The following is a 22,645-nucleotide window of genomic DNA, read 5'->3' as shown; positions in this document are numbered from 1 at the left end:
TTTTTATAATTTTTTAATAACATGATGCATTGCATAATCTAATACATCTTCACGATGTAGTCTATTATCTACATTAGAATTCTTAAAGTTACCACCCATATTTTTTATTATATGTTTTAATTTTTCTTCATTTTCTTTACTTGTTTCTACAACAACCTTATAACTCATATTAGATATTCCTTGAAATTCCTCTTTGTCATTTACTTCATGACTTGGGTCAATTAGAGAAGAAAGTCTTTTATCAACATTGTTTGTAACTGATTCCAAAGCAAGTCCTGAGACACTTGTCAAGTTTCCTAGTTCTTCATGCAAGTGATTATGGTTTCTATCTACAAATGCCTTTTGAAATCCAGATTGTTTTAATTTTGCAACTGCTTCATTTGCAGCTTTTAATCCGTTGAAGAATGCTTCTATTTTCATTTTAATTCCTCCAAATTCAATGATTTGTTCATATTTTATTTTTTCACAACTATAATGATTTATGCATATTGCTATCGAACTTATTTACAAGATAACGGTGGCTTTACAATAAATGTTATCAATGCACCTATTATAGAAAGTACAGCAGAAATAATAAATGTAGGTTTTAGACCTCCTGTAGTAGATACAATAATTGGACCTAACAAAGCAGATAATCCATATGCTTGATATATAATTCCATAATTAGAACCCAGGTTTTTCAAACCGTAGAAATCACCTGTAATTGTAGGGAATACTGATAAAAATCCACCAAAGCAAAAGGCTATTCCAGAAAGACAAATGAAAAATGTAATAATATTCAATGAAACTATACTCATAATAACCATACATATTGAAGTTATAGCAAACATCATAAATACTATCTTAATTCTTCCTATTTTATCTGATAAAGCACCTAAAATAATTCTTCCACCTGCATTAAAAAGTCCTATAATGGCTACTGCATTAGCCGCCACATGAGGACTAAGTCCAACTAAAGTGACACCTATATCAGTTGCAAGACCTATAACTAAAAGACCGCTCATAGTTCCAAATAAAAACATTATCCAAATTAAATAAAAGGATTTAGTTTTTACCATCTCTTTTGTTGTAAAGCAAAACATTTTATCTGAAGAGTTACTATCTTGATAAGTTAAATTATGTTCAGGTGTAGGAACAACTAAAAACTGTGCTCCTATTATTATTAAAACTAAATATATTATTCCTAAATATAAAAATGTGGTGGAAACTCCATAAGATGCAAGTAAAAATTCAATTATAGATTTAAAAATTAAACTACCAAGACCAAATGCACCTACTGCAATGCCAGTAATAGATCCCTTTCTTTCGGGAAACCACTTAACACAAGTAGTTAAAGGACAAACATAAACAAAACCTACTCCTATTCCAGCTATAATGCCATAGTAAACATATAATTGTATAATAGATGTAGCAGTAGAAGATAGCATCAATCCTATCCCATATAATAAACCTCCAATAGTTGCAACTAGTTTTGGTCCAAATTTATCTTGAAACTTTCCAGAAAATATTGTTGAAAAAGCAAATACAAAAACTATAATTGAAAAAGTAAAAACAACCTGACTTTCTTGCCATCCAAATTTATTCATAAGAGGATAATTAAATAAACTCCAAGAATAAATTGATCCTATACATATTTGTAATAGCACTGCACCAAAAACTACAAGCCAGCGATTAGTAATCTTCTTTTGCATTAAAATCCTCCCTTGGTTATTTCTTTTACTTGTATTTATCATTCTCTTTTATTATTAATATCTGCATGATTATTAATTCATTATATATATAGTCAAAAGCTGGACAAAATAATATAAAAGTAAACGTACTTTAAATTTGAGATAAATACTAGAGGTGAAAAACTATGAATAACATATTTGAAAAAATATCAGACATAACTATGGAGTATAAACAAGTTACTTCTGATATAGTGCTTTTAAATTTTACTTTGGTAAATGCATTTATTGTAGGAGATCCAAATAAAGGAGATTGGGTTTTAGTTGATACAGGGTTGGCAAATTCAAAGAAAGATATAATAAAGGTATCAGAAGAAGTTTTTGGAAAGGGTAGTGTTCCAAAGTCTATTATACTTACACATGGACATTTTGATCATGTTGGTTCGGTTATTGAATTATCAAAATACTGGGACGTATCAGTTTATATACATGAACTAGAGATACCTTATGTTACAGGAAAGAAAGATTATCCAAAGGGAGACCCCACTGTAGGTGGAGGTATGATTGCAGAAATGTCTCCACTTCTGCCAAATGAAAGTATTGACTTAGGAAATCGCGTAAAAAAACTTCCAGATGATAACAGTGTACCTGGAATGGACGGATGGCGTTGGATTCATACTCCCGGCCATACACCAGGTCACATATCTTTATATAGAGATGAAGATGGAGTTATTATTCCTGGAGATGCATTTACTACATTAAAACAAGAATCAATGACTTCTGTACTTACAAAACAAAAAGAATTAAATGGGCCTCCAGCATACTTCACTACTAATTGGGAAGAAGCAGAAAAATCAGTAAAAACTCTAGCAAATTTAAAGCCATCACTTGTTATTCCGAGCCACGGATTGCCAATGAAGGATGAATATCTAAATAGCCATTTACAGTACTTAGCAGATCATTTTGAAGATGTTGCTGTACCTGATAATGGACGTTTTGTTAAAAAATAATTATTTTAAAACATATAAAAAGGGCTATTATAATTATAATAGCCCTTTTACTATTTACTACTTATTAGCCATTTGATTTTCAGCCATTTCAACTAACTTTTTGACCATATAACCACCAACATAACCATTAACTCTTGATGAGATTTCTCCTTTGTCTATAGTATCATAGTTGTTTACTCCTAATTCATTAGCTATTTCTAGTTTTAAACTATTTAATGCAGCTCTCGCTTCTGGAACAACATTTCTATTTGAACTTGACATAAAGATCACCCCTTCTTTTGAGATTTAGGTTATAAGACTTTTAAATATTTAATTGTCTTGCTATTAATATCTACATTAAAAAAATTAAAATGCTAAGCAAAATATGGATTTTGAAAATTTATTAATTGTTTAGTTTACCTGCAAACTCTCTCCCATATACTCTACATTGTTCTAATGATTCTTCACATGGATTCCATAAAATTTTTATACCATCATCTACTAATGCGAGTTTACTTTTAGTTAGTTCTTCATTAATTAATTTTAAACATTCGCCGCTCCAACCATAACTTCCAAATGCAGCTCCCTTTTTATTTTTAAATTCAAGGCCTTTTATAATTTCTAATATTGAAGCTGTTGCTGATAATATTCCTTTATTAATAGTAGAAGAACCTATTAGTATGGCCTTTGATTTAAATACTTCAGTAATTATGTCATTTTTGTCTCCTCTAGAGCAGTTAAACAACTTAATATTTACAGAGTCATCAACTTCCTTAATTCCTTGAGATATTGCTTCTGCCATTTTTCTTGTTGCATCCCACATAGTATCATATACTAATGTGATTTGATTTTCTTGATAATCACTTGCCCATTCCATATATTTATTAACTATTTGTAGAGGGTCTTCTCTCCAAATTATACCGTGGCTTGGGCATATCATATCAACAGGAACATTTAAAGATAATAATTCTTCAATTTTATTTTTTACTAATTTGCTAAATGGAGTTAATATATTAGCATAATATTTTATAGCCTCTTGGTATAATTCACAAGTGTCGACTTTATCATTAAACATATATTCAGATGCATAGTGTTGGCCAAAAGCATCATTGCTAAATAAAATATTTTCATTATTTAAATAAGTGAACATAGTGTCTGGCCAATGGAGCATTCTAGCTTCAATAAAAGTAAGTTGGTTTTTGCCTAAGTCTAATGTATCACCAGTTTTTACTTCCATGAAGTTCCAATCTTGATGGTAATGACCTTTTATAGTTTTTACTCCATTTTTAGTACATATAATAGGAGTATTTGGTATTTCCCTCATAAGCTCAGGAAGTGCTCCACTATGATCAGGCTCTGCATGATTTAATATTATGTAGTCGATTTTATTTAAATCTATTTCTTTTTTTAGATTTTCAACAAATTCCTTAGCAAAAGGCTTCCAAACGGTATCTATTAAAACTGTCTTTTCATCTCTTATTAAATAGGAATTGTATGAAGAACCTTTATGTGTTGAATATTCTTCACCGTGAAAAGTTCTCAATTCCCAATCTATTTTACCAACCCATGTAACGATATCATTTATTTTAAAACTCATATAAAACCTCCTAATATAAAATTTATCATTATAATTATTGGGTTAAATAATATAAAAAATACATAGTGAATAAAATATGTTATAATAAAATCCTAAATTATAATATTGTATACTAGTATAAAGGAGTTTTATATGAAGGAAATGATACTGCGCTTTGTAAGGTTATTTATAGGACTATTGGTATGTTCTATTGGTATAGTAATGACCATTAATGCTAATTTAGGTTTATCACCTTGGGATGTTTTTCATCAGGGTTTTGCAAATAAAATAGGTATTACCATAGGCCAAGCAACTATTATAGTAGGAATATTCTTTGTAATACTAGATAGTGTTTTAGGTGAAAGAATAGGTTGGGGAACTATATTTAATATGATATTTATTGGATTATTTATGGATATTTTAATGATAAATAATATTATCCCTGTTTGCCAAAGTTTTATCTCAGGACTAATAATGATTATATCGGGTATGTTTATAATTGGAATTGGGTGTTACTTATATATGGGAGCTGGGCTTGGATCTGGACCTAGAGATGGATTAATGCTTGCTCTTACAAAACGAACAAATAAGTCAGTTCAATTTTTAACTAATTTCATTCAGATATTTGCACTTGTTGGAGGATATTTTTTAGGTGGATATGTAGGAATAGGAACACTAATTACAGCTCTGAGCTTTGGATATTTTATTCAACTTGGATTTAAAATTTTTAAGTTTGATGTTAGTAAAGTCAATATGAGATTTATCGATGACGATATTAAGTTCCTTAAGAAAATTATACTTAAATCTAAAGGTGATGGACATACTGAAGATGTTAATTTGCAAGCAGTAACAAAAGAAGATTAAGGAACTACTTAAGTAGTTCCTTTTAATTTGATTTAATTTGAGTAATGCTGATTTTATCTTATTACTTTAGTAGTAGGATATTCTGCTTTATCTTCATAATGTGCTTCATAAGTAGAAGCTTCTCCTTCGTATCTATTTCTATCATTTCTTTCTCCAAATCCTTGTTTATCATACTTTAACTTTGATGAGTTTAAATTATTTGGATTTAATTTAGATTGTACTTTAAAACTCATAAAATCACTCCCTTAAATTATTTTGTAGCATATATATTTTTATCATTATTGTATTTTAAATTCATCTATACATTAATTATAAAGTGGTAATTAAGTAAATTTTATTCTATAATTTATATATAAAATTTATTAAAATTAAAATCATTCTAAAAAGGGGGACATAATGAAAATACTTAAACAATTATCAATTATACTTTCTGTTTGGGCATTAGGCGAATATGCAAGTTCACTATTAAAAAGCCTAATAGTTATACCTGGAAGTATAATGGGAATGTTAATATTATTTATATTACTAAATACTAAAATTATAAAACTAGAAAAAATAGAAGATGTAAGTGATTTCTTTCTAAAAAACATAGGGATATTTTTTATACCTCCTGGAGTTGGTCTTTTAGCATCTTGGGGAATTATAAAGCAAAATGGTTTAGTTATTTTACTAACAACTGTAATAAGTACAATAACTGTTATAACTGTTACAGGAATAGTTGTAGATAAGCTTGTACTTTTAAAGAAGAAAGATAATGTAAATGAGACTGTTAAAAGTCCTAGTAAAGATACCATAGGGGAGGGAGATTATGTATAATGTATTAGAAACTCCTATATTTGGTATAGTCCTTACAGTTGTAGCTTTTGAAATAGGTATAATTATTGCTAAAAAAACTAAAAATCCATTTTTAAATCCACTTGTTACATCTTTGTTGATGATACTAGCTTTTTTAATTATAACTAAGATACCATACGATAATTATAAAATAGGTGGGGAAATGATATCTTATTTTTTAGGGCCTGTTACTGTAATATTAGCAGTACCACTTTACAAACAATTTGAACTTTTAAAGAAAAATGCACTACCTATATTGGTAGGAATATTCGTTGGAGTATTAACATCATTTGTTACAATAATTATAATATGTAAACTAATGGGGACGAATTATGAAATAATAGCATCGATAATTCCTAAGTCTATAACGACACCTATGGGAATATCTTTATCTGAAAGTACAGGAGGAATACAAGCTATAACTATTATAGGTATAGTTATAAGTGGAAACCTAGGTGCTATGATAGTGGAACCACTATTGAGATTTCTAAAAATAAAAAGTCCTGTAGCTAAGGGAATAGCCATAGGTACAGCATCTCACGCAGGTGGAACTACAAAGGCTGTGGAAATGGGAGAAGTAGAAGGGGCTATGAGTAGTTTAGCAATAGGTGTGTGTGGAGTTATGACAGTTTTAATCGTTCCAATATTATATAGTTTATTTTTATAAAAAACTTAAAAAGAAATATATTACAAATTTGGATATAAAATAAAAATCTAAAATGAGAATATAGACACAATAATTACAGAAAATAAGTTTGTGTATTATATTTAAAGGAGGATTTAAAATGAAAAAAGTAGCGAAAAAACCTAAAGAGCAACTTTTTAAATATCCAAATAATAAAGGACTTAATCCTAATAATCCAGAATTCAAAGCAAAAATGCAAAGTGGTGCATTCCAAAGAGACCCTGAAGGAAACCACTATGAAGGTAGTGATCAAGCTGCTAAAGCTAAAAATGTATGGAATAACTTTAAATAATATTAAAAATAGTACCTAAAAAGGTACTATTTTAAAATTATAAGGATATTATAGCTTATCTGGTCTATAGATAAGTTATAATATCCAACTGATAAACTTGAGCAACAGACCACATTCTTAAGGTTGTTGGCGACATGAGTGAAACGAATTTTTGTTAAATTACGAAGAAAGGAATTGATAAAATGAATAAATCAGGATTACATATTTTCACAAAATTATCAAAAGATATATTTGATTTTAAATTTAAACAATACGAAGGTCTTTATTTTCATGGAGATGTACTAGAAGACAATAAAACTGTAAAATATAAAGTTACAAGCGATATTGAAGGTGAAGACTTAAAGGAATTTGGAGTTACTCATATAAAAGATAATATGGTTCATATTCCGTTTATAGATGCTTATATAGATTTAGATAGTGTAGATAAAAAGTAAAAAATATTCATAAAACACTTGACATTTTTATATATTATAATATAGAATAAATAAAAAATAAGGAAATTTCTAAAAGCTTTGATGAGAAATAGTAAAAATATATTTTCTTTAACAGAGAGTTCCCGGTTGGTGAGAGGGGCAATAGATTATATTTTGAACACATCTCTGAGCTGGGCACCGAACCCTTTTAAGGTAGTAGACTGTTCCCGGAATCCCTGCACCCGTTATAGTGCTAGAGTATAAACAATTAATTGTCGTACTTGAAGAGGTTGATATCGCGAGATATCAATAAATAGAGGTGGAACCACGTGAGTAATACTCCCGTCCTCTAGCTATAGCTAGAGACGGGAGTTTTTTGTGTTTAAATTTGTAGGGCCCGCAGATTTAATATACAAATTCGCTACGCTTATGTCGCCAACGACCTTGAAAAACAGGTCCGTTGCTCAAGTTTAGCAGTTGGAAATTTAAAAACTAAAATTAAAGGAGATGGATAATATGAAAAATAAATTTTTTAAATTAATAATGATATTAGGTGTACTTACAATTGCTTTAACAGGATGTTCTAGTACAAAAGAAAGTTCAAATATAGAAAATAAAGATTATGTAGTTGTAGGATTTGATGATACCTTTGTACCTATGGGTTTTAAAGATAATAAAGGTGAAATAGTTGGATTTGATGTTGATTTAGCAAAAGAAGTAGGAAAGAGAATAGATAAGGAGATAAAATTTCAGCCTATAGATTGGTCAATGAAAGAAACTGAGTTAAATTCAGGAAATATCGATTTAATATGGAATGGGTATACAATGACTGATGAAAGAAAAGAGAAAGTTTTATTTACCGACCCTTATCTAGCAAATAGACAGGTAATAATCACTTTATCTAATTCTAAAATAAATACTAAAAACGATCTTAAAGGCAAGAAAATAGCTGCTCAAAATGGATCAAGTTCTGTAGATGCAATAAATAAAGAACCAAAGCTAGTTAAAGAATTTAATGGAGGCAAACCTGTATTATTTGAAACAAACAATGATGCTTTTATGGATTTAGAAGCAGGACGAGTTGATGCTGTAGTTGCTGATGAAATATTAGCTAGATATTATATCAAGCAAAGAGGCAGTGAAAAATACAATGTTATTCAAGATGACTTTGGAAAAGAAGAATATGGAATAGGTGTAAGAAAACAAGACAATGAACTTGTTGAAAATATTAATAAAGCTTTAGAAGATATGAAAAAAGATGGATCATCAGCTAAAATATCTGAAAAATGGTTTGGAGAAAATATAGTAAAGTAGAGGTGAAAAATTATGATAAATTATATCTACTCACTACTGCCCTCAATGATTGATGGCCTTAAAATAACTATAGAGGTATTCTTATTAACTTTAGTACTTTCGATTCCTTTAGGAATTATTGTTGCACTTTTTAGATTATCTAAGTTTAATGTTTTGAGTAATATAGCTCAAATATATATTTTAATTATGAGAGGAACACCCCTACTTCTTCAAATAATATTTATATTCTTTGGTCTTCCTATAATTGGAATTGTATTTGATAGATTTAATGCTATTATAGTAGCCTTTACTCTTAATTATGGGGCGTATTTTGGGGAAATTTTTAGATCTGGAATTGAATCTATAGATAAAGGTCAATACGAAGCAGCAGACGTATTAGGGCTAACTCCATTTAATACATTTGTGAGAATTATATTACCTCAAATGACAAAAATGGTATTGCCACCTGTATCGAACGAGGTAATTACACTTATAAAAGATACAGCACTTGTATATGTAGTAGGCTTAGATGACATACTAAAAGCCGGAAAGATAGCTTCTAATACCGATGCATCATTGGCTCCTCTTGTAGCGGTAGGTATAATTTATCTTATGCTAACTGTCATATTAACAAATAATTTTAAGGCTTTAGAAAAAAGATATTCTTATTATGAATAGGGGGTGACATTATGGTTCTTAAAGTACAAAATTTAAGTAAAAGTTTTAAAGGAAAAAAAGTATTAAAAGATATAAATATTCAATTAGACAAAGGAGAAGTGTTAGCTGTTTTGGGGCAATCTGGAGCAGGAAAAACTACTTTAATTAGATGCATAAATGGCCTTGAGCAGTGTGATAAAGGAACTATTGAAATCTCTGGAATGAATTTGTGTACAGATAAAGGTGGAAAAAGCATATACGCAAATAAAAAAGAAATAGGTAATATAAGAAGAAATTTAGGTATGGTTTTTCAAAATTTTAATTTGTTTCCACATATGTCAGTTTTAGAAAATATAATTGAAGCTCCAATAAATTCTTTGGGTATTTCAAAAGATGATGCAAAAGAAAATGCTATAGAACTTCTAAGCTTAATGGGGTTAGAAGATAAAGTAGACTGTTATCCATTTGAATTATCTGGAGGACAAAAACAAAGGGTTGCTATAGCTAGGGCATGTGCTTTAAATCCAAAAATAATTTGCTTTGATGAGCCTACTTCTGCCCTAGATCCACAACTAACAGAAGAGATCGCATCTATAATAAAGAATTTTGCAAAAAATAATATGGCAGTACTTATAATAACTCATGACATGGATTTTGCTAAAAAAATTTCTGATAGAGTTATATTTATTGACAAAGGAGAAATAGTAGAAGAATCTTCTAATGAGCAATTTTTCGAAAATCAAAAAGAGGATATAATAAGAAAGTTTAATTTAGCTTAAATAAACACCCTTATATAGTTTTTAACATATTATACATATAAATTAAACTATATAAGAGGTGAGTAAATTGTATAAAAAGCATAAACCTATGAATTATTATTACTATAATCCTTATGATTATTTTATGTATCTTAATTATTTATATCAAAACTATAATATGTATAATAACATGAATAATAATATCAATATGAATAATAACAACCAGAATAATACAATACAAGAAGCGCCTGAAGAAGATAATGCTGTAGAAGCACTAAACCTTACAGATATAATAGGGCCAGTGCTAGTACAACTAGGTGGAAGAGAAATAAATATAACTATAAAATCTGTAGTAGAAAATAAGTTTGTAGCAGCAGAAAGTGGCGGAGGAAGAGAATTAGTAGCAAATAGAGATGTAGCAGATATATGGGAAACTTTTACAGCTACTATTTTGCCAAATAATGTGGTTATTCTAAGAAGTTATAATGGTCAATATGTAAGAGTAAGAGAAAATGATGGTGCATTATTAGCAAATGCAGATAACAGACAATCAGCAACTAGGTTTACTATAGTTAGATTAGAAGGAAATGAAATGGCAGTTCAAGCGCCAAATGGTCAATATGTAAGAGTAAGAGAAAATGATAAATGGCTAGTAGCAAGGGCTGATGATACAGGAAGAAGAACGAGATTTATAATTAACACAATATCGACAGCACCAAGTATACCAGATATAATTGAAGATATTTTAGAAGATATAATTGGTCAAACTGGAAGAGAAAGAAATGTAACTATAAAATCTGTAGTAGAAAATAAGTTTGTAGCAGCAGAAAATGGTGGAGGAAGAGAATTAGTAGCAAATAGAGATGTAGCAGATATATGGGAAACTTTTAAAATAATAAATACAGGAAATAACACTATAATCCTTCAAAGTTACAATGGTCAATATATAAGAATAAGAGAAAATGATGGAGTATTATTGGCAAATGCAAATAATAGACAATCAGCAACAAGGTTTAGAATAATAAGATTACAAGGAAGAGAAGTAGCTCTTCAAGCACCAAACGGACAATATGTAAGGGTAAGAGATCGTGATAAATGGCTAGTAGCAAGAGCAGATGATACAGGAAGAAGAACTAGATTTATAATAGATAGAATAACGCAACCTATAGATATAATAGATGATTTACTAAGTCAAGTAGGAAGAGAAAGAAATATAAACATTAAATCTATATTAGAAAATAAATTTGTAGCAGCAGAAAATGGTGGAGGAAGAGAATTAATAGCAAATAGAGATGTAGCAGATATATGGGAGAATTTTAAAGCTATAAGTACAGGAAATAACGGGATAATCCTTCAAAGCTACAATGGTCAATATGTAAGAGTAAGAGAAAATGATGGAGCATTATTAGCAAATGCAAATAATAGACAACAAGCAACTAGGTTTACTATAGTAAGACTAGATAACAATGAGATAGCACTTCAAGCACCAAATGGGCAATACGTGAGAGTAAGAGAGCGAGATAATTGGCTAGTAGCAAGAGCAAATCAAACAGGAAGAAGAACTAGATTTACAATAAGTAGAGCTGGTCAGCCTCGTTAACAATAAGTATAACATTTAGTAAATAGATAAAATAAAAGTAGGTTATCGCTTATGTGATAACCTACTTTTATTTTATCTATATCTTCTTTGTAATATAAAATTAACTAGTTCATTAGCAGCTTCTGCTCCGGTTTTTAGTGCACCTTGTACCCATGCATGGGTACCTGCAGCATAGTTACCAGCAAATAATAACCTACCATTGTATTCTGGGGTGACAAGGGGGTAAGTATACAACCTTTTTTCTTCAGGAGACATATAAAAGAATGCTCCAAAAAATGGATATTCCCTATTCCAACTTACAGTTTTATAATCGATTAATATACTATCTAAATAACCTTTTGGAAGATTGTGAACCAATTCTATTTGTCTTTTTATATGTTCAATTCTTATATCATCAGATAGGTTACCTAATCTAGTAGCATCTTGGGTATAATTATAAGATGCAAGTAAAACTCCTGGTCTATTTGGATTTGGTTTGCAGTTTAGACCATATCCATTTATATCATAAGATGGATACCAAATAGATGCAATAGGTAAATCGGTAAAAGATCCACCTCCACATATTGGTCCATACATTTCATTTTTTTCCCAAAAACGTTCCTCAAAAAACAATATTGTTTTTTGAGAATTTTCAAAAGTAGCGCTAAGTATTGCTTGTTCCTTAGGTACAGAAAGTGGAGGATTTGTTCTTATATTTCTAAAAGAAGAAGTAGGGGCACATGATATAACATAATCAAATGTAGAGCTAGATATAGTATTATCGTGTCTATAAGTTATAGTTATAGGACCATTTTTTTCGAATTGGCTAATTTCTTCTACAAAGTGACCAGCCTTAAAATCAATCTTCCCAAGTAACTCAATAGGTATATCTCCATATTCCATAGGGTATTCATTAGTTAAGGAGTTATAAAACGCTAATGGTATAGTTACCATTCCTCCTTCAGGCTGATATACAAAACTAAAATCAGTTGTGTAGGTTTCTTGAAGAACTTCTAAAATGTTATTATCTAAAAATTCTCCTGTAAAAGGATTAACGCCAGAAATCATAGCTATTGCATCTTGACTTAATCCGTATAATTCAAGAGCACGTCTTATACTAAAAAAGTCAGCATTTATAACCTGTTGATTATATTCTGGCTTTACCTGTATAATATCCCTTCTATACATAGGTTGAATTTGACGGAAATAATAATCTACAGCATTGCCTAATAATTTATTCCATGGAGTTATTTTTTCATAACCCTGTAAATTAAATGAAGGATAAATATTTTCCATGACACTTAGTCCATTTGCATCATTTCTCGCGTGTTTATTTCTTACATACATAATTCCGTTTTCATTTGATTGTACAAAGGGTTTTGTATTAAGTTTAAACAAATCTATATATTTCCATGTTGTTTCATGACTAATAGGTATTCTCATTGCACCTAGTTCTCCATAAAGATTTTCATCAAAATAATGTGTATAGATCCTTCCACCGATTCTATCCTTCAAAGCTTCAAATATAGTAATATTAAATCCAAGTTTTCTAAGTTCAAAGGCAGCTGCAAGACCAGCTGATCCTCCACCTACAATTCCTATATTTATATTTTTAAAGGATCCAGGTCGGGCAAGAGTTGTAATATCAGGAGGAGGACTTAAAAGTTCAAGTACGTTATAATAATCTTCTAATCTATTTAAACTTCTCAATGTTTCATAAAACATTTCATGTCTTTGCCTTGGGGTAGGGTTATATATATTTTCACGTATCATACTATCTGCTCCTCTAAGATCAATTATAATTACTGTTATATATATATGTTTTATTAGATAATTTTTGAACTTGTAAATAAAAAATTTAATAAATGCGCAGATTAAAAATGAAATCTAGTAAAAATAATAAATAAAATAAGTGATTATTATGCTTACAATACAAGTTGGTATGGGAGTAATAACTAAAGAAAAGAAAAAGACTTATAGAAAGATTAACAGAAGTAGTATCTGGTGTAGCACAATTATCTAAGCAAACAATTACCATAATTGTCGATGAAAAACATGCGGATAATATAGGCGTAGGTGGAGTTCAATTATCTGAAATGAAAAAATAAATGCTTTAAATAAAAACGAGTAAATTTTTTGCTCGTTTTTATTTTGTAGTAAAATAGTCTAAAAAATATAGCACTTGCGGAATTAAATCGTTATGATTATAATATATTAATATAAATATATTATAATTTTTGTGGGAGGTAGTACTAAATGGATCCTGATCCTAGTCAGAATATTGCTATTCAGATTTTATTTATTTTATTTTTAACTTTAATAAACGCTTTTTTTGCTTCTGCAGAAATGGCTATAGTTTCATTAAACAAAAACAAAATTAGAATGCTTGCAGATGAAGGAAATAAAAAAGCTATAATGCTTGAAAAACTTTTAGAAGAACCAACTAATTTTTTAGCTACAATACAAGTTGGTATAACTTTTGCAGGTTTCTTTGCCAGTGCATTTGCATCTACAGGAATGTCTGATGATTTAGCAAATTTTTTAAACACTATGGGTATTCCATATAGCTCTCAAATTGCGCTTGTTACAATTACTATAGCTTTATCTTACTTAACCTTAGTATTTGGTGAATTATTCCCTAAGAGAATTGCACTTCAAATGTCTGAAACTATTGCTATGTTTGCTGTTAAACCAATAGTTATTGTATCTAAAATTACAAGACCATTTGTAAAATTACTTTCAGGTTCAAGTAACTTACTAGTTAGAATTGTAGGACTTGATGTAGAGGGACTAGATGAAAAAGTATCAAGAGAAGAATTAAAATCAATGATTGAAGTAGGACAAGAGCATGGAGTTATAAATGCAACAGAAAAAGAAATGTTAGAGAGCATATTTGATTTTGATGATAAAGTAGCAAAAGAAGTAATGACTCCAAGGCAAGAAGTATTTTCAGTAGAAATAAATGACCCTATAGATAAATATGTAGAAGGGTTCTTAGAAGAAAAGTTCTCAAGAATTCCTGTTTATGAAGATAATACAGACAATATAATAGGGATCTTAAATATAAAAGATTTTTTTATAGAAGCACACAAACATGGATTCGATAATATAAATATAAAGCCAATACTAAGAGAACCTTATTTCGTTCCAGAAACAAAAAGTATAGATGTTTTATTTAAAGACCTTCAAGGTTCTAAAAATCATATGGCTATTTTAATAGATGAGTATGGTGGATTTTCAGGAATAGTAACTATTGAGGACTTAATTGAAGAGGTTATGGGTAATATATTTGATGAATACGATGAAAATGAGCCAGATATTAAAAAAATAGATAATAATACATACTTAATAGATGGATTAATATCTATAGAAGATGTAAATGACCACCTTGATTTAGATTTGAAATCAGAACACTCAGATACAATTGGAGGATTTGTAGTAGACCTTATAGGTAGTATACCTACAAATGAAGAATATAAAAGTATAGAGTATGAAAACTTAATTTTTGAAATAGAAGAAGTAAGAGAAAAAAGAATAGGAAAAGTAAGAATGCATTTACAAAGAGAGGCATAATGGCTTCTCTTTTTTATTACTAATTATCCCACCCTGTGCATATAATTTAATAATGTAAAACAAAAGGGGGGACTACTATGGCTAAGAGAGATATACTGGCTTTAGGAGATGAAAATTTACATAAGAAATCCATAGAGATATTAAAGGATGATATAAAAAAAGCACAAGCTATAATTAATGACTTACATGATACTTTAATGAATTTTAGAAGAAAGTATGGTTTTGGTAGAGCTATTACAGCACCTCAAATTAATGAATTTTATAGAATAATATATATAAATATTGAAGGAGATTCTTTATCTATTATAAATCCAAAACTTGAATTTATAGGAGATGAAAAAATAGAATTATGGGATGATTGTATGAGTTTTCCAGGGCTAGAGGTTAGATTATATAGATATAAAAAATGCAAGCTTTATTATAAAGATTTAAGTTGGAATGACTGTATTCTAGAGCTTGAAGGAGATTTATCAGAATTAGTACAACATGAATACGATCATTTAGATGGTATATTAGCTGTACAAAGGGCTATAGATGGAAAATCATTTAGAATTAATAAGAAAAAGTCAGGATATTTTTAGGGTAAATTAAATATTTAGATATATAAAGTAAAGTGACCATACTTAATATGGTCATTTTGATTTTAATAAATAAAAATAACTAAATATACATGTCACAAATGACGCAATAACTCCATCTAATATATCGATCATAGTATCTTTTAAGCTAAAATTTTGCATATCAGTTTTTAATATAGAATCTGATACAAACTCAATTATCTCCCAAAATATATTAAATGATATACTAAAACAAAACATAAAAAGACATATAAACAATAGGCTCATATAAGAATATGCTCTAGAAGTATTAACTCTTTTTAATACATAATAACCTACAATGCAAAATAACATTCCAGAATATGCGTGTAAAATATCATCATAGATAGGTACTATGCTATAGAACTTAAAAATTTCTCCTAGCAACATAGAACATAAAATAAGAATATTTAGTGAAATATTTACAATATTAGAAAAGCAGAGTTTGAATTTAGAACATAGTATATCTATAAAGCAAGATGTTAGCAATGCTCCTACCAAGATACCTACGTTATTAAATTCTTTTTTAAATATATAGAATACTATAAATAAAAGATATATTGCCTTAAATAATAAGCTAAACATTTTAATTCTCCTATTCATTAAACTTTACCATATATAATATCCAAAATTATGAAAACTATATAGCAAACTTAATAATAAATCTTATTGGTTAACATTTTTTATAAATGATATAATAACTAGATGAAATATATTAAATAAGATGTAGGTGAGAATGTGATATATACAGAAGAAATAATAAGAGGTAGATTTATAAAAAGACCAAATAGATTCATAGCTCATGTAGATATAGATGGTGAAGAAGTCATAGTGCATGTTCCTAATACTGGTAGATGTAGAGAGATATTAATAGAAGGTTGTACTGTATTACTTAAAAAATCAAATAATCCAAGTAGAAAAACTAAATATTCGTTACTTGGAGCTTACAAAAACGATAAAATAATTCATATAGATTCTCAGGAACCGAATAAGGTTGTAGAAGAAGCTTTATTTATGCAAAGAATTGAAAAACTTAAAAAATATCATAAAATTGAAAGAGAAAAAAAATATGGAAATTCAAGATTTGATTTTAGACTTTCAAATGAAAATGAAGAGTATTATTTAGAAGTAAAAGGGGTAACTCTAGAACTTGATGGAATATGTAAGTTCCCAGATGCACCAACACAAAGAGGTACAAAACATTTACTAGAGTTGATTGATGTTGTAGAAAGTGGTAGAGGCGCAGGAGTAATATTTTTAATACAAATGGATGATGTAATATATTTTACTCCACATAAAGATATGGATAAAAATTTTTCAGATGCTTTAATTAAGTGTCGTGAAAATGGGGTTGATATATTTGCATATAAATGTAAAATAGGTGAAGATTTTATAGAACTTTACGAAGAAGTTGATGTGGTACTTTAGATTTTGATTTCACATGTATACAGAATTTGTGTATAATATAAAATAAAAGATTAAAAGTAATAAATATATAAAGGTAATTGTATAAAAATATCTAATAAATAATAGATAATAATACAAAAAAAGAAAAATTAATATAAAGGAGAAATTTATGAAAGATACAGTAATATTAATAGATTCATGTAGTGACTTGCCAAGAGAATATATAGAAAAAAATAATATACCTTCAATAGGGCTTACTGTTAATTTCAAGGGAGAACAAATAGTAGATGATTTTGGAAAAACTATTTCATATAAAGAATTTTATAATGCAGTTAAAGAAGGAGAGATGCCAACTACATCTCAAATAAATTCATATACTTATAAAGATGTGTTTGAAAGATATATAAAAGAAGGAAAATCAATAATATATTTAGGATTTTCATCTCAATTAAGTGGATCTTTAAATAGTTCTTACATTGCAAGAAATGAATTATTAGAAGAGTATACAGATGCTGATATTACAATTATAGATACTAAAAGTGCATCATTAGGAGAAGGCTTAATAGCTTATCATGCAAATGAAATGCTAAAAAAAGGTTGTACTAAAGATGAAATAGTAAATTGGGTTGAAGAAAATATACCAAAAGTAAATCATTGGTTTACAGTTGATGACCTTAATCACCTAAAAAGAGGTGGTAGAATTTCATCTACTGGAGCTATGATAGGAACTATGTTAAGTATAAAACCTATATTAACTATAGATGGGGAAGGAAAACTGGTTTCTGCTGCAAAAGTAAAAGGAAGAAAAAAAGCTCTTATGTCTTTAGTAGATGAATTTAGACAAAAATCAGTAAATCCAGAAGAACAAGTAATTTTTATAAGTCATGGAGACTGTTTAAAGGATGCACTTGCTGTAAAGGACATGATAACTAGTGAATTTAATGTCAAAGATGTTATAATAAATAATATTGGTCCAGTAATAGGCGCTCATACTGGTCCAGGAACTTTAGCTTTATTCTTTATAGGTGAAAAAAGATAAATTATAAATATACCTGAATTTTGCAATTTGCAGAGTTCAGGTTTTCTTTTTGTAGAAAATTATGAAATTATTAATTCAAATAATAATAAAAACTGAAAGAAAAATTTCAAAAAACATGGTAATTCTTGTAGTATTTTGATATAATCATTGTGAAATTGTTTTCAATTTACTACGAGGGGGATTTTAGATGTCAGAAGTGGATAATAAAAAAATCAAATGGCAGAGTCTTGCAATGATGGCTTTTGTCAGTGTTTGGGGATTTGGAAACGTTGTTAACAACTTCGCAAATCAAGGACTAACAGTTTTGGTGTCATGGGTACTTATAATTGCCCTATATTTTGTACCTTATGTATTAATGGTTGGGGAATTAGGTTCTACATTTAACAAAGGGAAGGCCGGAGTAAGTACATGGATTAAGCATACTTCTACTCCTATGTTAGCTTATTTAGCTGGTTGGACTTATTGGGTTGTTCATGTTCCGTATTTAGCACAAAAACCACAAGGTGCCATAATAGCATTTAGTTGGACAGTATTTCAAAATGGAGATATAGTTAAAAATGCAAATCCATTAGTGTTACAACTTGGATGTTTAGCAATATTTTTATTATTTATGTACATAGCTTCAAGAGGGCTTACATCTATAAAAAGAATAAGTACTGTAGCTGGAATGGCTATGTTCGTAATGGGTATGCTATATGTAGTTATGATGATAGCAGCACCAGCGATAACAGGTGTTAAAATAGCAACTGTTGATTGGAGTTTAAAAAGTATAATACCAAAATTTGATTTTACATACTTTACAACAATAGCGATGTTAGTGTTTGCAGTTGGAGGTGCAGAAAAACTATCTCCTTATGCTAACAATACAGAAGACCCAGAAAAAGGATTCCCTAAAGGAATGATGGCTCTTGCAGCAACAGTTGCTATATCTGCACTACTTGGTTCTATAGCAATGGGTATGATGTTTGATGCAAACAATAGACCTGATGACTTAATGATGAATGGTGCTTATTATTCATTTAAGTTATTAGGGGAATACTATGGATTAGGAAATTTCTTCTTAATAGTATATGCATTAGCTAACTTAGCGGCTCAACTTTCTGTATTATTAATATCAATTGATGCACCACTTAAAGTTTTATTTGCAGAATCTGATGAAAACTTTATACCAAAATCTTTAACTAAAGTTAATAAGTTTGGCGCACCAATAAATGGTTATAAGATGACAGCAGTTCTTGTTGGTATATTGATAATAGTACCAGCACTTGGAATAGGAAGTATGAATGAATTATTTAATTGGTTATTAAAATTAAACGCTGTTGTTATGCCACTTAGATACTTATGGGTATTTGCAGCTTATATGGGAATTAAGCGTATGGCTGATAAATTTGATTCAAAATATAAGTTTATAAAAAATCCTAAGTTTGGATTTATAGTAGGTCTTTGGTGTTTTGTATTTACAGCATTTGCTTGTATAATGGGAATGTTCCCATCTGACTTAAAAGCATTTAGCAGTGAGTGGAATTTTAGAGTTATGTTAAATGTGTTAACACCAATAGTATTAATGGGATTAGGATTAATATTACCTATGATGGCAAAAAAAGCGAACAAATCAAATACTGAAAAAGAAAATAGTTAGAAACTCTATAGTATATTAAAAGCCTAGATTTCATATTGATCGAAATCTAGGCTTTTTGTTTTATAATATTATAAATTACATATAATAAGTTTGAATAAATTTGTAAAGATATATAAAGAAAGGTTGATTATATAGATGAATAAAGAACCGAAAGATACAAAGGTAGTAGTTGGAATGTCTGGTGGAGTTGACTCTTCTGTTTGTGCATTACTACTAAAAGAACAGGGATACAATGTTGTAGGGGTATTTATGAAAAATTGGGAAGAAAAAAATGATGAGGGAATTTGTACAGCAACTGAGGATTATGAAGATGTTATAAAGGTATGTTCAGCTTTAGATATTCCATATTATACAATAAATTTTGTGAAAGAATATTGGGATAGGGTTTTTGAATATTTTTTATCTGAATATAGAAAAGGAAGAACACCTAACCCAGATGTAATGTGCAATAAAGAAATAAAGTTCAAAGCATTTTTAGATTTTGCCATGGGTATAGGAGCTGATTATATAGCTATGGGTCATTATGCTCAGGTAGATTATATAAATGGCGAATATAGACTTTTAAGAGGGCTTGATAAAAATAAAGACCAATCATATTTTTTATGTGAGTTAAATCAAAATCAACTATCAAAAAGTATGTTTCCTATAGGACATTTAACAAAGCCTGAAGTTAGAGAACTAGCAAAAAAACATAACTTAATAACGGCAAATAAAAAAGATAGTACAGGAATTTGTTTTATAGGAGAAAGAGATTTTAGGGAGTTTTTAAATAACTACCTACCTGCCAAAAATGGACCTATAAAAACATTAGAAGGAGAAATAAAAGGGGAGCATCATGGACTTATGCATTATACCCTAGGTCAAAGAAAGGGTCTTGGTATAGGTGGCTTAGGTGAGCCATGGTTTGTTGTAGAAAAAGATTTAAAAGCCAATACGCTTTATGTAGCTCAAGGTGAAAATAATCTAGCATTATATTGTAATGGACTAAAAGCTACGGATGTAAACTGGATAAGTAATAAAGAAAAACCAAGTAGTTTTGAGTGTAGTGCTAAGTTTAGGTATAGACAACAAGATCAAGATGTTATAGTACATATAAAAGACAATAATACTTGTATAGTTGAATTTAAGAATCCTCAAAAGGCCATAACTCCAGGACAAGCAGTAGTTTTTTATGATAAAGAAGTTTGCTTAGGTGGGGGTATAATAGATGAATATTTTAAATAAATTTCCAAAAAAATAGAGTGAAAAACACTCTAAATTATATTAAATAGTCTATAGGTCTATTGTAAAATTCAGTTCTATTAAACTGAGGAAATGATGATATAAATCTAACTGTAATAGGAGTTCCTAATAGTTCAGGGTGTGCCTTGAAAAATTCTCTATCTCCATAAATTAAAGCTTCAAGTGCTAATGGAAGCTCTCTTTTAAATGTATTATATCTTGCTTGAGCTATATCAAATGAAGTATTTCCTACATATACAAATGCTTGAAGTGTATAAATACCTGGATTTACTAAGCCCCATTGAGCTAGAACTTCATCACGAGTATTGGGGTTTATCTTTTCAAAATCAAAATATGGTCCTATAGTTAAAAATAATTCACCTGTAGTGTCTGAATGTGTTAAAGTATATTTTCTAAAACGTATAGGATAAGTTTTAGTTACAGGCGGCACAAAAGTAACTAATAAATTTTCAGGATCTAGTTTTGGCAAATTACTACCTCCTTAAAGGTTTTACTAACATAAAAAAATGTTGTCCATATATAATATTAAATTAAATTACTTTATGTGCTATTTTAAGTAAAAAATAACCTCACTATAATTTTATAAAACCACAGTGAGGTTATTGACTATTTTAGCTTTTCAAGCTCTTCTCCTAGATATCTTGCAATTGCACCCATACCAGATTTTTTTGCTATGGCTTCTGCATCTGAATTGTAGTTTGTATTTGTATTTACATCGTAAGTATATATTTCACCATTTTCATCAGTTATAAATTCTATACCAGATATATGAATATTATTAGCTTTTAGGAAATTTTCATATTTTTCTATTATAGGATTTTTAAATCCTTCTATAATTTTAAATTTAGGTCTTTCTGATTCTGTACCAATAGGGCAGAATGCATCTCCAATTTGGCAAGCATCAGCTGGGCATAACTCAAATCCCTTTGATGTATCAACTTGAACTGCATATATGAATTTCCCACCAACAAACTCACAACGAGTTATATAAGGCTCTGGCGATTTAATATATTGCTGAATTAAAGTAATACCATCTATAGGAGTATCAAATAAAGGTCCATTTACATATTCTTTTAATGCTTCAATATTGTTAAATAACTGAACACCAAGACCTTTACCTGCACGATTGTGTTTTGTAATAAATGATCCATCAAAATCCTTTGCTGCTTCGATAATATTATCTTTTCCTATAGCAGCTACAGTTTTTGGAGTTTTAATTCCATGTTTATTAAGTGATGTATACTGTCCTACTTTACTAACCTCTAATTGTAATGCACGGCTAGTATTTATAACCTTTCTTCCATGAGATTCTAACCAGTATAAAACTGATGCAGTATATTCAGGAGCAAATCTATGATCTCTTGTATGTGAAGATGCACTCATACGGTTATAAAAAACTCCTTCAGGTGGTTCTTTAGATATATCTAATACACCTTCATCAAGGAACCAATCTTCGTAAGGTAGATTAAGTGCTTCTAATTCTCTTTTTAGTGGTGCTGTCCATTCAGCATTTTCGTGTATTATATAAATTTTTTTCATAAT

General features: G+C 29.1%; 25 protein-coding genes, 1 pseudogene and 1 other annotated feature. Of the genes and pseudogenes, 17 read left to right on the top strand and 9 right to left on the bottom strand.

Annotated features, from left to right (window positions below):
* Positions 1–3: 3 nt before the first annotated feature.
* Positions 4–420: a hypothetical protein gene (locus BS62_RS08930; RefSeq protein ID WP_496490920.1), complete on the bottom strand. Its 417-nt coding sequence runs from the start codon at positions 418–420 to the stop codon at positions 4–6.
* Between the two features lie 80 nt (positions 421–500).
* Positions 501–1,691, bottom strand: a complete 1,191-nt coding sequence (locus BS62_RS08925; protein ID WP_496490919.1) for an L-lactate MFS transporter — start codon at positions 1,689–1,691, stop codon at positions 501–503.
* A 164-nt stretch (positions 1,692–1,855) separates the two neighbouring features.
* On the opposite strand from BS62_RS08925, the gene BS62_RS08920 reads away from it, so the two are divergent.
* Entirely contained in the window at positions 1,856–2,677 is an 822-nt protein-coding gene (locus BS62_RS08920; protein WP_496490918.1) for an MBL fold metallo-hydrolase, read from the top strand.
* A 57-nt stretch (positions 2,678–2,734) separates the two neighbouring features.
* On the opposite strand, the gene BS62_RS08915 is transcribed toward BS62_RS08920, so the two are convergent.
* Entirely contained in the window at positions 2,735–2,938 is a 204-nt protein-coding gene (locus BS62_RS08915; protein ID WP_496490917.1) for an alpha/beta-type small acid-soluble spore protein, read from the bottom strand.
* Between the two features lie 121 nt (positions 2,939–3,059).
* The gene (locus BS62_RS08910; RefSeq protein WP_496490916.1) at positions 3,060–4,253 is read right to left on the bottom strand and encodes an anaerobic nitric oxide reductase flavorubredoxin; all 1,194 of its coding nucleotides are present in this window, start codon (positions 4,251–4,253) and stop codon (positions 3,060–3,062) included.
* Positions 4,254–4,385: 132 nt separating this feature from the next.
* Here BS62_RS08910 and BS62_RS08905 point away from each other — a divergent pair, with 132 nt between their 5' ends.
* Positions 4,386–5,096 (top strand): YczE/YyaS/YitT family protein, encoded by a 711-nt coding sequence (locus tag BS62_RS08905; RefSeq protein ID WP_496490915.1) that lies wholly within the window; start codon positions 4,386–4,388, stop codon positions 5,094–5,096.
* A gap of 53 nt (positions 5,097–5,149) precedes the next feature.
* Here the strand turns inward: BS62_RS08905 and BS62_RS08900 are convergent, their stop codons facing one another.
* A complete protein-coding gene (locus BS62_RS08900; protein ID WP_496490914.1) occupies positions 5,150–5,329 on the bottom strand; it encodes a hypothetical protein in 180 nt (59 codons plus the stop codon).
* A gap of 163 nt (positions 5,330–5,492) precedes the next feature.
* Here BS62_RS08900 and BS62_RS08895 point away from each other — a divergent pair, with 163 nt between their 5' ends.
* From BS62_RS08895 to BS62_RS08860, 8 genes are all read left to right on the top strand, one after another.
* Positions 5,493–5,912 carry a CidA/LrgA family protein gene (locus BS62_RS08895; RefSeq protein WP_496490913.1) on the top strand — a complete coding sequence of 140 codons (420 nt, stop codon included), beginning with the start codon at positions 5,493–5,495 and terminating at the stop codon, positions 5,910–5,912.
* Complete coding sequence (locus BS62_RS08890; protein WP_496490912.1) at positions 5,905–6,597, top strand: LrgB family protein; 693 nt, start codon at positions 5,905–5,907, stop codon at positions 6,595–6,597. Before BS62_RS08895 ends, BS62_RS08890 begins: the two co-directional genes overlap by 8 nt.
* Positions 6,598–6,715: 118 nt before the next feature.
* Positions 6,716–6,907, top strand: a complete 192-nt coding sequence (locus tag BS62_RS08885) for a hypothetical protein (RefSeq protein WP_496490911.1) — start codon at positions 6,716–6,718, stop codon at positions 6,905–6,907.
* 182 nt (positions 6,908–7,089) lie between these two features.
* Positions 7,090–7,341 (top strand): hypothetical protein, encoded by a 252-nt coding sequence (locus BS62_RS08880; protein ID WP_496490910.1) that lies wholly within the window; start codon positions 7,090–7,092, stop codon positions 7,339–7,341.
* Positions 7,342–7,410: 69 nt separating this feature from the next.
* Positions 7,411–7,673, top strand: a binding site (T-box leader).
* A 163-nt stretch (positions 7,674–7,836) separates the two neighbouring features.
* Entirely contained in the window at positions 7,837–8,634 is a 798-nt protein-coding gene (locus tag BS62_RS08875; protein ID WP_496490909.1) for an amino acid ABC transporter substrate-binding protein, read from the top strand.
* 45 nt (positions 8,635–8,679) lie between these two features.
* Positions 8,680–9,291, top strand: a complete 612-nt coding sequence (locus BS62_RS08870; protein WP_496490967.1) for an amino acid ABC transporter permease — start codon at positions 8,680–8,682, stop codon at positions 9,289–9,291.
* 11 nt (positions 9,292–9,302) lie between these two features.
* On the top strand, positions 9,303–10,049 hold the full coding sequence (locus BS62_RS08865) for an amino acid ABC transporter ATP-binding protein (protein ID WP_496490908.1): 747 nt from the start codon (positions 9,303–9,305) through the stop codon (positions 10,047–10,049).
* Positions 10,050–10,116: 67 nt separating this feature from the next.
* Entirely contained in the window at positions 10,117–11,628 is a 1,512-nt protein-coding gene (locus BS62_RS08860; protein WP_496490907.1) for a fascin domain-containing protein, read from the top strand.
* A 72-nt stretch (positions 11,629–11,700) separates the two neighbouring features.
* Here BS62_RS08860 and BS62_RS08855 read toward each other — a convergent pair whose 3' ends face one another.
* Complete coding sequence (locus tag BS62_RS08855; RefSeq protein WP_496490906.1) at positions 11,701–13,380, bottom strand: flavin monoamine oxidase family protein; 1,680 nt, start codon at positions 13,378–13,380, stop codon at positions 11,701–11,703.
* 200 nt (positions 13,381–13,580) lie between these two features.
* Here BS62_RS08855 and BS62_RS08850 point away from each other — a divergent pair.
* From BS62_RS08850 to BS62_RS08840, 3 genes and pseudogenes are all read left to right on the top strand, one after another.
* Positions 13,581–13,715, top strand: a pseudogene (locus BS62_RS08850) (tautomerase family protein); the annotation flags it as partial.
* A 148-nt stretch (positions 13,716–13,863) separates the two neighbouring features.
* Complete coding sequence (locus BS62_RS08845) at positions 13,864–15,180, top strand: hemolysin family protein (RefSeq protein ID WP_496490905.1); 1,317 nt, start codon at positions 13,864–13,866, stop codon at positions 15,178–15,180.
* Positions 15,181–15,257: 77 nt separating this feature from the next.
* A complete protein-coding gene (locus BS62_RS08840) occupies positions 15,258–15,761 on the top strand; it encodes a peptide deformylase (RefSeq protein WP_496490904.1) in 504 nt (167 codons plus the stop codon).
* 51 nt (positions 15,762–15,812) lie between these two features.
* Here the strand turns inward: BS62_RS08840 and BS62_RS08835 are convergent, their stop codons facing one another.
* Complete coding sequence (locus BS62_RS08835; protein ID WP_496490903.1) at positions 15,813–16,361, bottom strand: DUF2238 domain-containing protein; 549 nt, start codon at positions 16,359–16,361, stop codon at positions 15,813–15,815.
* A gap of 153 nt (positions 16,362–16,514) precedes the next feature.
* Here BS62_RS08835 and sfsA point away from each other — a divergent pair, with 153 nt between their 5' ends.
* From sfsA to mnmA, 4 genes are all read left to right on the top strand, one after another.
* Entirely contained in the window at positions 16,515–17,204 is a 690-nt protein-coding gene (gene sfsA / locus BS62_RS08830) for a DNA/RNA nuclease SfsA (protein WP_496490902.1), read from the top strand.
* Between the two features lie 148 nt (positions 17,205–17,352).
* A complete protein-coding gene (locus tag BS62_RS08825; protein WP_496490901.1) occupies positions 17,353–18,222 on the top strand; it encodes a DegV family protein in 870 nt (289 codons plus the stop codon).
* A gap of 187 nt (positions 18,223–18,409) precedes the next feature.
* Positions 18,410–19,861, top strand: coding sequence for an amino acid permease (locus tag BS62_RS08820; protein ID WP_496490900.1), 1,452 nt, complete (start codon positions 18,410–18,412; stop codon positions 19,859–19,861).
* Between the two features lie 135 nt (positions 19,862–19,996).
* Entirely contained in the window at positions 19,997–21,085 is a 1,089-nt protein-coding gene (gene mnmA / locus BS62_RS08815) for a tRNA 2-thiouridine(34) synthase MnmA (RefSeq protein ID WP_496490899.1), read from the top strand.
* A gap of 34 nt (positions 21,086–21,119) precedes the next feature.
* Here mnmA and BS62_RS08810 read toward each other — a convergent pair whose 3' ends face one another.
* Together BS62_RS08810 and BS62_RS08805 are read right to left on the bottom strand one after the other, a co-directional pair.
* Complete coding sequence (locus BS62_RS08810; protein ID WP_496490898.1) at positions 21,120–21,572, bottom strand: staygreen family protein; 453 nt, start codon at positions 21,570–21,572, stop codon at positions 21,120–21,122.
* 137 nt (positions 21,573–21,709) lie between these two features.
* On the bottom strand, positions 21,710–22,642 hold the full coding sequence (locus tag BS62_RS08805; protein WP_496490897.1) for an ATP-grasp domain-containing protein: 933 nt from the start codon (positions 22,640–22,642) through the stop codon (positions 21,710–21,712).
* Positions 22,643–22,645: the final 3 nt, after the last annotated feature.

Source organism: Sporacetigenium mesophilum DSM 16796 (assembly GCF_059569055.1).
This window is presented reverse-complemented; position numbering and strand designations above follow the sequence as displayed.

Coding starts and splice junctions, on each gene's coding strand:
- BS62_RS08920 (WP_496490918.1), top strand. CDS start 1,856: ATGAATAACATATTTGAAAAAATATCAGACATAACTATGGAGTATAAA.
- BS62_RS08910 (WP_496490916.1), bottom strand. CDS start 4,253: ATGAGTTTTAAAATAAATGATATCGTTACATGGGTTGGTAAAATAGAT.
- BS62_RS08900 (WP_496490914.1), bottom strand. CDS start 5,329: ATGAGTTTTAAAGTACAATCTAAATTAAATCCAAATAATTTAAACTCA.
- BS62_RS08915 (WP_496490917.1), bottom strand. CDS start 2,938: ATGTCAAGTTCAAATAGAAATGTTGTTCCAGAAGCGAGAGCTGCATTA.
- BS62_RS08880 (WP_496490910.1), top strand. CDS start 7,090: ATGAATAAATCAGGATTACATATTTTCACAAAATTATCAAAAGATATA.
- BS62_RS08805 (WP_496490897.1), bottom strand. CDS start 22,642: ATGAAAAAAATTTATATAATACACGAAAATGCTGAATGGACAGCACCA.
- BS62_RS08895 (WP_496490913.1), top strand. CDS start 5,493: ATGAAAATACTTAAACAATTATCAATTATACTTTCTGTTTGGGCATTA.
- BS62_RS08825 (WP_496490901.1), top strand. CDS start 17,353: ATGAAAGATACAGTAATATTAATAGATTCATGTAGTGACTTGCCAAGA.
- mnmA (WP_496490899.1), top strand. CDS start 19,997: ATGAATAAAGAACCGAAAGATACAAAGGTAGTAGTTGGAATGTCTGGT.
- BS62_RS08905 (WP_496490915.1), top strand. CDS start 4,386: ATGAAGGAAATGATACTGCGCTTTGTAAGGTTATTTATAGGACTATTG.
- BS62_RS08875 (WP_496490909.1), top strand. CDS start 7,837: ATGAAAAATAAATTTTTTAAATTAATAATGATATTAGGTGTACTTACA.
- BS62_RS08925 (WP_496490919.1), bottom strand. CDS start 1,691: ATGCAAAAGAAGATTACTAATCGCTGGCTTGTAGTTTTTGGTGCAGTG.
- BS62_RS08845 (WP_496490905.1), top strand. CDS start 13,864: ATGGATCCTGATCCTAGTCAGAATATTGCTATTCAGATTTTATTTATT.
- BS62_RS08870 (WP_496490967.1), top strand. CDS start 8,680: ATGATTGATGGCCTTAAAATAACTATAGAGGTATTCTTATTAACTTTA.
- BS62_RS08930 (WP_496490920.1), bottom strand. CDS start 420: ATGAAAATAGAAGCATTCTTCAACGGATTAAAAGCTGCAAATGAAGCA.
- BS62_RS08890 (WP_496490912.1), top strand. CDS start 5,905: ATGTATAATGTATTAGAAACTCCTATATTTGGTATAGTCCTTACAGTT.
- BS62_RS08855 (WP_496490906.1), bottom strand. CDS start 13,380: ATGATACGTGAAAATATATATAACCCTACCCCAAGGCAAAGACATGAA.
- BS62_RS08835 (WP_496490903.1), bottom strand. CDS start 16,361: ATGTTTAGCTTATTATTTAAGGCAATATATCTTTTATTTATAGTATTC.
- BS62_RS08865 (WP_496490908.1), top strand. CDS start 9,303: ATGGTTCTTAAAGTACAAAATTTAAGTAAAAGTTTTAAAGGAAAAAAA.
- BS62_RS08885 (WP_496490911.1), top strand. CDS start 6,716: ATGAAAAAAGTAGCGAAAAAACCTAAAGAGCAACTTTTTAAATATCCA.
- BS62_RS08820 (WP_496490900.1), top strand. CDS start 18,410: ATGTCAGAAGTGGATAATAAAAAAATCAAATGGCAGAGTCTTGCAATG.
- BS62_RS08840 (WP_496490904.1), top strand. CDS start 15,258: ATGGCTAAGAGAGATATACTGGCTTTAGGAGATGAAAATTTACATAAG.